At 72.7% G+C, this 12,549-nt stretch carries 12 protein-coding genes; 6 read left to right on the top strand and 6 right to left on the bottom strand.

The window, feature by feature from the left end; translation table 11 throughout:
- Positions 1-4: 4 nt before the first annotated feature.
- Positions 5-1,216 (top strand): ABC transporter substrate-binding protein, encoded by a 1,212-nt coding sequence (locus ACN28C_RS05945; protein ID WP_422772559.1) that lies wholly within the window; start codon positions 5-7, stop codon positions 1,214-1,216.
- 56 nt (positions 1,217-1,272) lie between these two features.
- Here ACN28C_RS05945 and ddaH read toward each other — a convergent pair whose 3' ends face one another.
- A complete protein-coding gene (ddaH, locus tag ACN28C_RS05940; RefSeq protein WP_422774543.1) occupies positions 1,273-2,058 on the bottom strand; it encodes a dimethylargininase in 786 nt (261 codons plus the stop codon).
- A 106-nt stretch (positions 2,059-2,164) separates the two neighbouring features.
- Here ddaH and ACN28C_RS05935 point away from each other — a divergent pair, with 106 nt between their 5' ends.
- Positions 2,165-2,623 (top strand): Lrp/AsnC family transcriptional regulator, encoded by a 459-nt coding sequence (locus tag ACN28C_RS05935; RefSeq protein ID WP_422772558.1) that lies wholly within the window; start codon positions 2,165-2,167, stop codon positions 2,621-2,623.
- Positions 2,624-2,699: 76 nt separating this feature from the next.
- Positions 2,700-4,739 (top strand): beta-propeller domain-containing protein, encoded by a 2,040-nt coding sequence (locus ACN28C_RS05930; protein ID WP_422772557.1) that lies wholly within the window; start codon positions 2,700-2,702, stop codon positions 4,737-4,739.
- 8 nt (positions 4,740-4,747) lie between these two features.
- On the opposite strand, the gene ACN28C_RS05925 is transcribed toward ACN28C_RS05930, so the two are convergent.
- The 3 genes from ACN28C_RS05925 to ACN28C_RS05915 form a co-directional block, all read right to left on the bottom strand.
- Positions 4,748-5,854 (bottom strand): T3SS (YopN, CesT) and YbjN peptide-binding chaperone 1, encoded by a 1,107-nt coding sequence (locus ACN28C_RS05925; protein WP_422772556.1) that lies wholly within the window; start codon positions 5,852-5,854, stop codon positions 4,748-4,750.
- A gap of 154 nt (positions 5,855-6,008) precedes the next feature.
- Complete coding sequence (locus ACN28C_RS05920; RefSeq protein ID WP_422772555.1) at positions 6,009-6,260, bottom strand: DUF6457 domain-containing protein; 252 nt, start codon at positions 6,258-6,260, stop codon at positions 6,009-6,011.
- Positions 6,257-7,015 (bottom strand): NTP transferase domain-containing protein, encoded by a 759-nt coding sequence (locus ACN28C_RS05915; RefSeq protein WP_422772554.1) that lies wholly within the window; start codon positions 7,013-7,015, stop codon positions 6,257-6,259. Before ACN28C_RS05915 ends, ACN28C_RS05920 begins: the two co-directional genes overlap by 4 nt.
- 59 nt (positions 7,016-7,074) lie before the next feature.
- Here ACN28C_RS05915 and fdhD point away from each other — a divergent pair, with 59 nt between their 5' ends.
- Positions 7,075-7,932 carry a formate dehydrogenase accessory sulfurtransferase FdhD gene (gene fdhD / locus ACN28C_RS05910; RefSeq protein ID WP_422772553.1) on the top strand — a complete coding sequence of 286 codons (858 nt, stop codon included), beginning with the start codon at positions 7,075-7,077 and terminating at the stop codon, positions 7,930-7,932.
- Here the strand turns inward: fdhD and ACN28C_RS05905 are convergent.
- Complete coding sequence (locus ACN28C_RS05905) at positions 7,922-9,010, bottom strand: DUF4192 domain-containing protein (RefSeq protein ID WP_422772552.1); 1,089 nt, start codon at positions 9,008-9,010, stop codon at positions 7,922-7,924. The two genes, fdhD and ACN28C_RS05905, sit on opposite strands and share 11 nt — an antisense overlap.
- Positions 9,011-9,249: 239 nt before the next feature.
- On the opposite strand from ACN28C_RS05905, the gene ACN28C_RS05900 reads away from it, so the two are divergent.
- Positions 9,250-11,037, top strand: a complete 1,788-nt coding sequence (locus ACN28C_RS05900; protein ID WP_422772551.1) for an Hsp70 family protein — start codon at positions 9,250-9,252, stop codon at positions 11,035-11,037.
- A gap of 16 nt (positions 11,038-11,053) precedes the next feature.
- On the opposite strand, the gene ACN28C_RS05895 is transcribed toward ACN28C_RS05900, so the two are convergent.
- Complete coding sequence (locus ACN28C_RS05895) at positions 11,054-11,563, bottom strand: GNAT family N-acetyltransferase (protein WP_422772550.1); 510 nt, start codon at positions 11,561-11,563, stop codon at positions 11,054-11,056.
- Positions 11,564-11,649: 86 nt separating this feature from the next.
- Between ACN28C_RS05895 and ACN28C_RS05890 the strand changes: the two genes are divergently transcribed.
- Positions 11,650-12,540, top strand: a complete 891-nt coding sequence (locus ACN28C_RS05890) for a fructosamine kinase family protein (RefSeq protein WP_422772549.1) — start codon at positions 11,650-11,652, stop codon at positions 12,538-12,540.
- Positions 12,541-12,549 lie beyond the last annotated feature (9 nt).

Here is a 12,549-nt window from a genome sequence, read left to right as displayed (position 1 = left end):
ATCCGTGTCGCAGATGGACCGCAGACGAGCGCTGAAGTTGCTGGGATCGCTCGGTGCGCTCGGCGCTACCGGCCTGGCCGCCGCGTGTGGCCGGGCGGACGGCGCCGAGGTCGAGGAACCGATCAGCGACGAACCGGTGCGGATCGGCATGATCGTGGCGCAGTCCGGCGTCTACAAGCCGATCGGCGACGAGATGCTGCGAGGCTTCCAGCTCTATCTCGACCTGAACGACCAACGCCTCGGCGGACACCCGGTCGACCTGGTCGTCGCCGACGAGGGGGAGTCACCGGAGTCCGGCAGGGCGGCCCTGGACCAGCTCGTCAAGAAGAACGTCCTGGCGCTCACCGGAGTGGTCAACTCGGCGGTGCTGCTCGGCATCCGCGACGGGGTGGAGCAGGCCAAGATCCCGATGATCGCCTCCAACGCCTCCCCGTCGACGTTGCAGAGCGTCGTCTACATCTGGCGTACGTCGTACATCAACGACGAGCCGGGCCGGGCGCTGGCGCCGTACGTCAAGGAGCGGGTGCCGGCCAACGGCGAGGTGGCGATCATCGCGCCGGAGTACGACGCCGCCGTCGACTCGGTGCAGGGCTTCCGGCAGAGCTTCGGCGAGTCCGACCCGCGGATTGCCGAGCCGGTGATCTGGACGAAGTACTACCCGGGCAAGCCGGCACGGAACGCCTACGCCTCGTACATCACGCAACTGGTCAACCGCGATCCCGACGCCATCTACTGCTTCTTCTCGGGTGACTCGGCGATCGAGTTCCTCAAGAAGCTGCGCCTGGCCGGCTACCGCAAGCCGATCTACGCGCCGGGGTTCCTGACCGAGGGGCCGGTGCTCGACCAGCTCAGGACGCGTGAGGCCGACGGCATCGTGACCTCCCTCAACTACTCGGCCGACCTCAACAACGCGGCCAACCGGCGGTTCGCCTCCGCGTTCCGCAAGGCGCACGGTTCGACACCCACCACGTACGCGATGGCCTCGTACGACGCCGCGCAGGTGCTCGACAAGGGGATCCGGATCGCCGGCGACAACCTCAACCCGCTGCAGCTGAACCTGGCGCTCGGCCGGATCGGACAGATCGACAGCCCGCGCGGCCCGTGGCAGTTCAACCAGCCGCGTACGCCACAGCAGAAGTGGTATCTGCGCGAGGTGCAGCTCGACGGGCAGGTGCTGTCGAACGTGCTGGTCAGCGAGCTGGCGACGCTCGGCTGAGCGGCGGTACGGCGGTACGGCCACGCCGGTGGGGCCGTACCGCCGGGTGGGCGCGGTCAGTCGCGCAGTTCGGCGACGCAGCACTTGACGCTGCCGCCGCCCTTCTTCAGCTCGGAGAGCTCGACCGGGACCGGGAGGTAGCCGGCGGCGGCGACCTTGGCCGCCATCCCGCTGGCCTCGTTGTTCAGCACCACGTGCCGGCCGTCGCTCACCAGGTTCAGCCCGAACGCGAAGGCGTCGACCTCGTCCGCCACGATGGCGTCCGGGAAGAGCTGGGCCAGCACACGCTGGGCGGCGACCGAGAAGGCCTGCGGGAAGTAGGCGACGTTTCCGTCGTCGAGCGCCGCGAGCGCGGTGTCCAGGTGGTAGAAGCGCGGGTCCACCAGGCGTAGCGAGACGACCGGGCGGCCGAGCGCCTCCTGCGCCTCGGCGTGCGCGGCCGGCTCGGTCCGGAAGCCGTGGCCGGCCAGGACCAGTCCGCCGTACGCCCGCGGCAGGTAGGCGAAGTCGCCCTCGCCCTCGTTGATCTCGGCGGGTGCGACGAGCCGGGCGCCGGTCGCCTCGTGGAAGGCCCGGTGCGCCGCCGCCTCGGCGGCTCGCTGCGGATGCCGGAACCGGGCCCCGTAGACGGTGCCGTCCACGACGAAGGCACCGTTGGCCGCGTAGACCATGTCCGGCAGCCCGGGTTCGGGAGCGAGTTCGTGCACCGTGTGCCCGAGACCGAGCAGGGTCTCGCGCAGTCCGTGCCACTGTTTCACGGCCAGCTCGGAATCCACCGGCGTGGCGGTGTCCATCCACGGGTTGATCGCGTACTCCACGGCGAAGTACTCCGGCGGACACATGAGATATGTCCGCTTTCTTGGGATCCTCGGCTGGTTCACGGATCCAAGGGTAGGTAGGGTGCAGGTTTACTAACAGCCACAACTGTTGCCTGCGAGAGGCGGAACGTTGCAGCTTGACGGCGTCGATCAGCGAATCATTGCGTCATTGGTCGCCGATGCCCGGGCGTCGTACGCGGAGATCGGAAGCCGGGTCTCGCTCTCCGCCCCCGCGGTGAAGCGGCGGGTCGACCGGCTGCGGGCGGCCGGCGTCATCCGGGGATTCACCGCCGTCATCGACCCGGCCGCGGTCGGCTGGAACACCGAGGCGTTCGTGGAACTCTTCTGCACCGGCCGGACGACCCCGACCCAGATCACCGTGGCGACCCGTCGGCATCCGGAGGTGGTCGCCGCCTACACGGTCTCCGGCGAGGCCGACGCGCTGGTCCACCTCCGGGCCGCCGACATCGCCCACCTGGAACAGGCGCTGGAACGGCTCCGGGCGGAGCCCTTCGTCACCTCCACCCGGAGCATGATCGTGCTGTCCCGCCTGGTCGAGTCGCCGACCGTCGTCCCCGCCCCGGACTGACCACCCGACTGACCACCTGAGCGACCACCTGAGTGACGTTCGGGAACGTGGACATGGGCCGGCGCGTCGAACCGGCATGACATCCGAACGGGGAACTCGACCCGGTGCCGTCGTCGGCACCGCACTCGTCGTCGTTCTGGCGCTGACCGGCGGTCTGCTCACCGGCTGCACCTCCGGGCCAGAGCCCGAGCCCGCACCGGCACCGCCGCAGGGCGACGGTGGCGTGCCGGCCGGTGGGCTCCGGCTCGTCGCCTTCGACTCCTGCGCGGACGCGCTGGCCGGGCTCAGGTCCGCCGCGAAGGCGTACGTCGGCCCGTACGGCCTGGCCGGTGGCTGGGGGTACCCGCAGTTCCGGGCGAACGACCTGGGCGGGGCCGAACGCGCCGCCGCCGGCGCCGACGCAGCAGCCAACCAGGACAGCGCCCCGGCCGGATCCGGCTACTCGGGGACCAACACGCACGAGGCCGGCGTGGACGAGCCGGACATGGTCAAGACCGACGGCCGGCGGATCGTCACGGTCGACCGGGGCACGCTTCGGGTGGTCGACACGGCGAGCCGGCGGCTGACCGGCACGCTGACGCTCGACTCCGACCCGAACGTCGGCTGGGCCCCCGCCACCGACCTGCTGCTGCACGGGGACCGGGCGCTGGTACTGGTCGCCGGGCACGGCATGGCGGAGCCGGCGGTGGCCCGGAGGGCCCTCCGGCCCGCCGTACCGCCCGCCGACGAACAGGGCATCGCCGGTCCTCGGCTGATCCTGGTGGGCCTCTCCGGTGCCCCGAAGATCCTCGGTGAGTACCGGATCGACGGTGCCCTGGTCGACGCCCGCCAGGTGGGCCAGACGGCCCGGGTCGTGGTCCGATCCGCACCCCGGATCGACTTCCCGATGAACAAGGGAGCCGGCCCGGTCGACGAGAAGAAGAATCTCGCCGCCAACCGGAAGATCGTCGACCAGACCCCGATCGACGCCTGGCTGCCGCGCTACCAGACCAGCACCGGTGGGCAGACCAGCAGCGGACAGGTCGGCTGCGACCGGCTCAGCCGCCCGGCCGTCTACTCCGGCACATCCCTGGTCACCCTGCTCAGCTTCGATCTCGGCGCCACCGCTCTCGGCGACGGCGACCCGGTGAGCGTCGTCGCGGACGGCGACACCGTCTACAGCAACGGCTCGCGGCTCTACATCGCCAGTGACCAGCGTTGGCGGGTGCTGCCGACGCTGACCGCCGGGGACCGGGCCCCGGACCCGAAGGACGAGCAGACCGAGATCTACCAGTTCGACACCTCCGGCCCGGGCCGGCCCCGGTACGTCACCGCCGCCTCCGTGCCCGGCTGGCTGATCAACCAGTACGCGCTCTCGGAGTGGGACGGGCACCTGCGGGTGGCCACCACCAGCGGCCGTACCTGGGGGCAGAACCCGAAGTCCAGCTCCGCCGTGTACGTGCTGCGGGCCGACGGGAAGACGCTGACCGAGACCGGCCGGGTGACCGGGCTGGGTAAGGGCGAACGCATCTACAGCGTGCGGTTCGCCGAGGGCATCGGCTACGTGGTGACCTTCCGGCAGACCGATCCGCTCTACACCGTCGACCTGCGGGATCCCGATGCGCCGAAGGTCACCGGCGAGTTGAAGATCACCGGATACTCGTCGTACCTGCACCCGGTCGGGGGCGGCCGGTTGATCGGAATCGGCCAGGAAGCGAACCAGCAGGGGCGTACCGAGGGCACCCAGGTCTCGCTCTTCGACGTCTCCGACCTGAACAGGCCGACCCGGATCGCCCAGCACCACGTCCGGTACGGCCACTCCGAGGCCGAGTTCGACCCCCACGCCTTCCTCTACTGGCCGGCCACGAACACCCTGGTGGTGCCCGTGACCACCTACGAGCCGCGCGGCGGCGACGGCAAGGTCTGGCCCGGCGGCGGCGCGCTGGTGCTGCGGGTCACCGACGGCGGTTTCGCCGAGACCGGCCTGGTCGAGCACGCCGAGGCGCAGACGACGGAGACGAGTGGGATGATCCGCCGGTCGCTGATGGTCGACGGAGTGCTCTGGACGGTCTCCGACGGTGCCATCAAGGCGACGGACCCGACCACGCTCGGCACCCTCGGCGTCATTCGGCTGTAGGGCGGTGGTTACAGGTACATCCCGGTCCGGTGCTCACCGGGGTCGCGGTGCGGCGGCTTGTCGCCCTCCCCGAAGAACCGCCGGCCGCCGAACTCGCCGTGCAGCCGGTCGTCCAGCTCGTCGGCGAGCCCGGTCATCACCTGCACGGCCAGCATCAGGTGGGTGGCCTGGAAGTTGCGGCCGAAGACCGGGATGGAGGCCCAGACGGTGTCGTTGGTGCAGTAGAGCCGGCCGATCGGCATCCGGTTGGTCAGCTCGGAGAGCTTGACGTACAACTGCTCGGTCGGCTCGACCTCGGTGAGCACCGGCGAGAAGACGTCGACCAGCGGAGGATTGTCCCGGACCCGGACGAAGACCATCGCGGAGCCGGCCCGGATCCCGATGTCGCCGTCGGAGTCGACCTGAAGCTGCTCCGCCGACGACTTCAGCATCGCCGAGACCACCGTGCGGACCCGCTCGTCCAGGGCGAGCGCGTCGTTGCCGTCCTGCGAGGCCCGGGCCGCCGCCAGCGCCTCGTCCAGGTCGAGTTCGAGGGTGGAGTCGGCCGCGAGTTCGGGCCGGGCCGTGCCGAGCGGCTCGACCGGGATGGGCTCGTCGGACTCGTCGTGCACCAGGAAGACGAGGAAGGCCGGGTGCGGCGCCCCGTACACGTCCCGGAGGGTCCGGGAGACGGTGGTGGCGAGCCGGACCGCCTCGGCCCGGCTGGCCCGCATGCCGAAGTACTCCCCGGAGCCCTCGACCACGCCGGGTGGCGACCAGCCGAGCGCGATCATGTCGGCGATCGCTGCCCGGTCGAGCCGGTAGCCCTGCGGCAGGGCCGAGTTGCCCACCGCCCGCAGGTCGACCCGGTCGCCGGCGCCGACCTCGATGCTCAACGAGTAGACGGCGTCCCCGGTGCCGGAGGCGGTCGGATCGAGGGTCAGGGCGATCCTCGCGCCCGTCGGCAGGCCACGCAGCTGGCCGGCGAGCGCCCGCGCGAACTCCTGCCACGCCTCGGTCACCTTCACCCGGAGGTCTGCGGTGGTGGGCTCGTCCAGGAGGATCGACTCGTGGTGCTCGGCCGGTCCCCTCCCGGTCACGTGGTCCCTCGTTACCTCAGGGTTCTCAGCCGCCATGATCGCCTCCGTCCGTCAGGGCACCGCACACCCTACCCAGCGGGCCGGGGTGGCCGGGATAGTGCGGACCCCGATCAGACAGTAGTGGGCTCTTCCCCGGTTGCCCGCAGGGGCTGTTCCCCTGTGGCACAGCCCCTCCAGGCAACCGGAAGCACTACGAGCCGGCGGAGTCCTCGTCCGTCGGCCAGCGGGCGGCGAGAGCGGTGAGACCGGCCGCCGCGACCGCCGGGTCCGCGCCCCGACCGACCGCCACCCCGAGCAGGTACGCGGTGACCGGCGCACCGGGCCGCAGCACGTTGTGGGCCACGTCCCGGGCCAGGTCGAGCACCCGTGGCACGTCCACCTCGGCCGGGTCGAGGTCGAGTTCGGCACAGGCCGCCGCCACCCAGCGGTCCATCGCGTTCATCGGATCCACTCCTCTGCCCGGCGTACGTCGTCCTCAGTGTCGCAGTCGAACCAGGGTGGCGGCCCCGTCCCCCGCCACGACACCTCGGTCACGGCCAGCTCGGCGACCAGGGCGCGCATCGACGTACCGGTGAGGACGCCGTTGCGGCCGGCGGCCAACCGGGCCAGCGCGGCCCGCAGGGGCGGTGGCCGCCAGACTCCGCAGAGGAACTGCGCCCGCCCGGACTCGTCGACGAAGACCACGCCGTCGGCTCGGGAGGCCCGGGAGAGCGCGGTGCGGAGCTGCCGCACCGCGTCGGAGGTCAGCAGCGGCAGGTCGGCGGCGAGCAGGGCAACGGCGAGCGGGGAACCGGTGCCGACAGCGGGAAGCTGAGCGAGGCCGGCGGCGAGGGCGGCGACCGGTCCACCACCCGGCGGCTGTTCCCGGGTCGCCCGCACGCCGGCCGGCAGGCCGGCGGCGGCGCCCACCACTATCCGGGGATCGGCGTCGGCGACCGCCGCAAGGACCCGCTCCAGCATCGACCGGCCCGCCACCGGCAGCGCGGGCTTGTCCGTACCACCCATCCGGCGTGCCGCCCCACCGGCCAGCACCACCGCGGCGAACCCCGCGTGCGAGCCGGGCGCGGCACGCGAGTCCGACGCGGCCCGTGAATCAGGGGCGGCACGCGAGTCCGACGCGGCACGCGAATCAGGGGCGGCACGCGAGTCCGACGCAGCACGCGATTCGGCGGCGGTCGGCGGTCGCGTCGCGGTCATCCGGTAACGGTAGCCGGCTTGGCCGTGGCGACCGGCCGGCGGCGAGGCAGGATGGTGGCATGGGACGAGCCAGTGGCCGGCGGAGCGTGCTGCGGATAGACCTCGACTCCGCCGAGGCCGGCGGTAGAGTTTCGGTGCGCCGGCAGGACAGTCTCGCCGCCGAGGAGCCGTTGGAGATCCGGGTGGGTCCGACCGGGCCGAACCGGCGCGCCCCGCTGGCGGTCACCATGCGGACCCCGGGCGACGACATCGACCTGGCGATCGGCTTCCTGCTCACCGAGGGGATCATCCGGACCGCCGACGACGTGCGCACCGCACAGCTCTGCGCCGGCACCGACACCCCGAACACCTACAACGTGGTCGACATCGTCCTCGCCGAAGGCGTACCGGCGCCGACCACCGATCCGGCCCGGAACTTCTACACCACGAGTTCGTGCGGGGTGTGCGGCAAGGCCAGCATCGACGCGGTCCGGACCCGCTCCCGGCACGACGTGTCGACGGATCCGCTCACCGTGCCGGCGCGCACCCTCGCCGACCTGCCGGACCAGCTCCGGGCCGCCCAGCGCGGCTTCGACCGTACGGGTGGGTTGCACGCCGCCGGCCTCTTCACCGCCGACGGGAAACTCGTCGCGCTCCGCGAGGACGTGGGCCGGCACAACGCCGTGGACAAGGTGATCGGCTGGGCCGCCCGGGAGCAGCGGTTGCCGCTGGGTGGACACCTGTTGCTGGTCTCCGGGCGGGCCAGCTTCGAGCTGACCCAGAAGGCGTGGATGGCCGGCATCCCGCTGCTCGCCGCCGTCTCCGCGCCGAGCACCCTCGCGGCCGAGCTGGCGACCGAGGCCGGGATGACCCTGGTCGGCTTCCTGCGCGGCGGCACCATGAACGTGTACGCCGGGGATGCCCGGGTCATCGTCTGATCGCGCCGGGCCAGTCGTCGAGTACGGAGGGGGCGATCCCGGCCTGTAACGCCTCGGCGAGAAGCTGGGCGAACGAGTAGCCGGGCTGAGCCTCCAGCGCGCGTTCCACCGCCACACCGGCCAGCGCGCCCAGCCCGGCCCGCCAGGCGGCGAAGCCGAGCAGACTTGCCGGGGCGGGCACCAGGTCGGGTTCGACGCGACGCAGCACGTCCGTCCAGAGCGCCAGCTGCCAGTCCTCGCCGCCGGTCCGCTGCCAGGCGTCATCGCGGACCGGCAGATGGACCAGGAGCAGGCTGAGCCAGGCCACCTCCTCGTCGGTGAGCTGCCCACCCGTGCGATACCGGTGCAGCGCCCCGCGTACCGCCGAGCGGCCCGCCCGGCGCAGCGCCCGGCGGCCCATCAGGTCGTCGGGTGGAGCCTTGTCCAGCAACGCACCGAGGCGGGCCTCCGCCCTCGTGGTCGCCTCCCGCATCGCCTCCCGGGCGGCACCGTCGACCGGGGCGAGCTGCCGGACCAGGGCATCCCGGTCCGGGAGCGCGACCTGCCCCGCATAGGTGGCGGCGGCGGCGAGCTGGCTGGACGAGGAGTCGAACGGGCGGCCATCCGGCGGGCAGCATCCCGGGTCGTCGCAGAGATAGGACCAGTAGCGGTCGCCGGTCACCCGGAGCGCTTCGAGCACGGGCAGGCTGACACTGCCGAGCGCGGCGATCACCGCCTCGACCATCGGGGTGACCCGGGCCGGTTCGCCGTACCCGATGACGGTCGTGGTCTCGACACCCTGCCGGGCGACGACCGCCGCGACCTGTTCGGCGGCCCCACCCGCCCCGGCGACCGGCTCTGTCCCGGCGACCGGCTCTGTCCCGGCGACCGGCTCGCTGCCGACAACAGGACCGGCGGCGGATCCGGGGCCGACGGCCGGGTCGGGCAGGTCGCCACGGGCGACGAAGACCACCCGGTTGCCACGCAGAGCGATCACCACCACGCTGTCGGCGGGATGGAAGCCGAGGAGGTAGGGGACCGCCGCGAGCAGGTCGGCAGTCGAGCGGACGGAGAGGAGGGTTCGATCGTTCGAGGTCATGCGGGGCAGCCTGGCCACGGCACATCTGGTCCGGAGCCCGGCTGTGGACGACACGCCCGACTTTCCACAGCTACTCACAGTAGTTTTCCTGCTCATCCGGGAACCTGCTCCCGCTGCGGTCGAGACACGATTTCACGGGGGGCGCTGAACGCCAGCCGGGGAACTGGACCGCCGCCTCCGCTGTGGACGATCGCGCAGGGCCGGACCGTGCTGCGCCGCCGGCATAGAATCCTCATTCGATGGATGGGAGTCCGGCTCCGCCTGGCGCGGTGCACCTCGGCATCGACGTGGGCACGTCGAACACGGCCGCCGCACTGCGCGGCCGTGACCAGGAGATCCGGCCTGTCCTCTTCGACGGTGCACTCCTGTTGCCCTCGGCGGTCTTCGTCGACGGCGACACCACGCTCGTCGGCCTGGATGCCCGGCACGCCGGGGCCACCCGGCCGGCACTCCTGGAGCCCAACCCCAAGCGCTGCATCGACGACCGATTCGTGCTGCTCGGCGAGCAGGAGGTCCCGGTCGAGAGGCTGCTCGCCGCGATCCTGGCCCGGGTGCGCGACGCGGCCACGCAGGTGGCCGACCCGGTAGGCGCGGTGACGCTCAGCTACCCGGCGACCTGGGGAGCCCGCCGACTCGCCACCCTGACCACCGCCGCGCGGCTCGCCGGCCTGCCCACCCCGACGACGATCCACGAACCCGTCTCCGCCGCCGCGCGCTTCGTGCGGCTGCCCGATGTCGAGCTTGCCGAGGGGCAGCTTGCGCTCGTCTACGACCTCGGTGCGGGCACCTTCGACGCGACCGTGATCCGGCGGACCGGGGACGGCTTCGACGTGGTCGCCAGCCAGGGGCTCTCGGACGCCGGCGGGCTCGACATCGATGCGGCGATCATGGCGTCCATTTCCGCCAACCTCCGCCCCGACGACGACGGCTGGCGCTACCTGCGCCAGCCGCGTACCCCCGCCGACCTGCGCAACCGCCGGTTCCTGACCGACGGCGTCCGGGCGGCCAAGGAGATGCTCTCCCGGACGTCGATGACCTCGATCTACGTGCCGGTGCTGGACGCCGAGGTGCCGCTCGGCCGGGAACAGTTCGAGACGCTGGCCCGGCCGCTGCTGGATCGGACGGTGGCGGCGACCCGGGCCGTCCTGCGGGATGCGCACGTCGCCGAGGAGGAGCTGTCGGCGATCCTCCTGGTCGGCGGCTCGACCCGGATCCCGCTCGTCGGCACCCTGCTGCACCAGGCGTTGGGCCGCGCGCCGGTGGCACTCGACCAACCGGAACTCGCCGTCGCCTACGGCGCGGTCGCCCACGGTGCGATCGCGGGCGACCAGGCGGCGCCCGTCACCCGAGGGCTGCCGGCCGGCCCGGCGCCACCGGGCGGCCGGGCCGGACATGCCGCCTCCGCGCCGTCGCAGCAGCCTGCGGCGGTACCGCTGCGGGCAGGGCGGCCGGGAGCGGTGCCGCTGCGGGCAGGGCCGCGGGGCCGCCGGCGGTGGAGCGCCGCCGGGCTCGGCCTGCTCCTCGTCGCGGCGATCGGCATCGCATACCAGCTCGGACCCTGGTCCGATCGGAGTCCGACCGGTCCAGCGGACGCGTCGACCTCACGGTCGCCGTCATCCACCGGCGCATCGACCCCGACCTCGCCGACGCCGGGTCCGTCGACCGCCGCTGCCGACGCGGTGCCGGCCGTACCGGCGCCGTTCGTCGGAGAGTGGATCGGGAAGGTCAGCCAGCCGGGCGGCGTGGTGACGTCGTGGAGCGTGTCGGTCAGCTTCCGGGCGGGTTCGGACGTCGGTACGTTCCGCTCGTCCTCGCTCGGCTGCCGGGGCACCCTCACCGTGGTCGCGCCCCGGCCCACCGAGCGGGAGATGCACCTGCGCCAGCGCACCACCAGCGACCCGAAGTCGATATGTGTCGACGCGGCGGACTGGACCCTGATCGCCCTCGACAACGGCAAGATCGACATGTTCTGGCAGCAGTTCGGCAACCCGGTCAACGCCGCCACCGCCACGCTGAGCCGTTCCTGAGCCGGCGCCGGCAGGATCAGGTGTGGAACTGCTGGCCGTGCAGTTCCACCGGCCCCTGCCGGGTGCCGGGGCGCGGTCGCAGCTCGACGGTCAACTCGACCGCGGAGAGTACGTCGTAACCCGCGCCGCGCAGGCAGCGCAGCGCCTCGACGTTGCGGGACTGCGGCATCACGGTGAGCCGGGCGAGCCCGCGCCCCCGGGCCTCCTCGGCGACCTGCTCCAGCAGCGCCCGTCCGATGCCCTGGCCCCGCAGCCGGGCGGTCACCACCACGGGTTCGACCCGGCCGACCCGACCATCCATGATCAGGCCGATCAGGCCGACCACCCCGGCATCCCCCCGCTCCGCCACCCACATGCCGGAGAGGTCCAGCCGGGTCAGATACTCCTCGAACGCCGCCCCGGGATCGACGCCACCGTAGCCCGGATCCTCGTACAACTCGCGGTGCTGCTCGGTGAGCTCGGCCCAGAGACGCCGGCCGGCCCGATGGTCGGCCGGACGATACGGTCGGATCGCGGTGGCGGCCACGCCTCCATATCTACTCCGGATCGCCACCAGGCGCGACCTGGTTGGCCGGAACGCGGACGACCGGACCGAGCGGTTACGTTGCCCAGATGGACCTGGCCTACCTCCGGACGCATCCCGGGCAGCTCCCGCTCTTCCTCACCCATCAGCGGATCCGGGAGACGCCGGTCTCCGGGGGCGACATCTGCACCGCCACCCGGCTCACCCTGGACGACGGCAACTCCGTCTTCGCCAAGTCCTGGCCGGAGGGCGCGGCGGAGCGCGTACCCGAGAATTTCTTCGCGACCGAGGCGGCCGGCCTGCGGTGGCTGCGCGCGGCGGATGCCGTGCCGGTCCCGGAGGTGATCGTGGCGCTGCCCGACCTGCTGGCGCTGGAGTGGGTGCAGCCGGGCGACCCGAACCCGGCGGCGGCCCGCCGGTTCGGCGCCGGGCTGGCCGCGCTGCACCGGGCCGGCGCCGACAGCTTCGGCGCCACCTGGCCGGGCTTCGTCGGGGCGCTGCCGCAGGACAACACCCCATCGGCCGGCCCGTGGCCGGGGTGGTTCGGCGAGCGCCGGCTCGCGCCATACCTGCGGCGGTCGGTCGACAACGGCGCGCTCGCCGCGGCCGAGGTCACCCTCGTCGAGCGGGTGATCTCCCGGATCGGGGAGTACGGCGGCAGCGAGCCACCCGCCCGGATCCACGGTGACCTGTGGCCGGGCAACGTGCTGTGGGGCGCCGACGGCCGGGCCTGGCTGGTCGATCCGGCCGCGCACGGCGGGCACCGGGAGACCGACCTCGCCCAGCTCGCCCTCTTCGGCGGCGCCCCGCACCTGGAGACGATCCTGGCGGCGTACCAGGAGGTCTGGCCGCTCGCCGACGGCTGGCGGGAACGGGTGCCGGTGCACCAGCTTCACCTGCTGCTGGTGCACACCGCGCTCTTCGGAGCCGCGTACCGGGATGCGGTAGCTCGGGCGGCTCGCGCCGCACTGTCGGTCTGACGCGATACC

Source organism: Plantactinospora sp. WMMC1484 (genome assembly GCF_049315195.1).
GTDB lineage: Bacteria > Actinomycetota > Actinomycetes > Mycobacteriales > Micromonosporaceae > Plantactinospora.
Note: the sequence above shows the minus strand (reverse complement) of the source record. Positions and strands in the feature narration are given on the sequence as shown.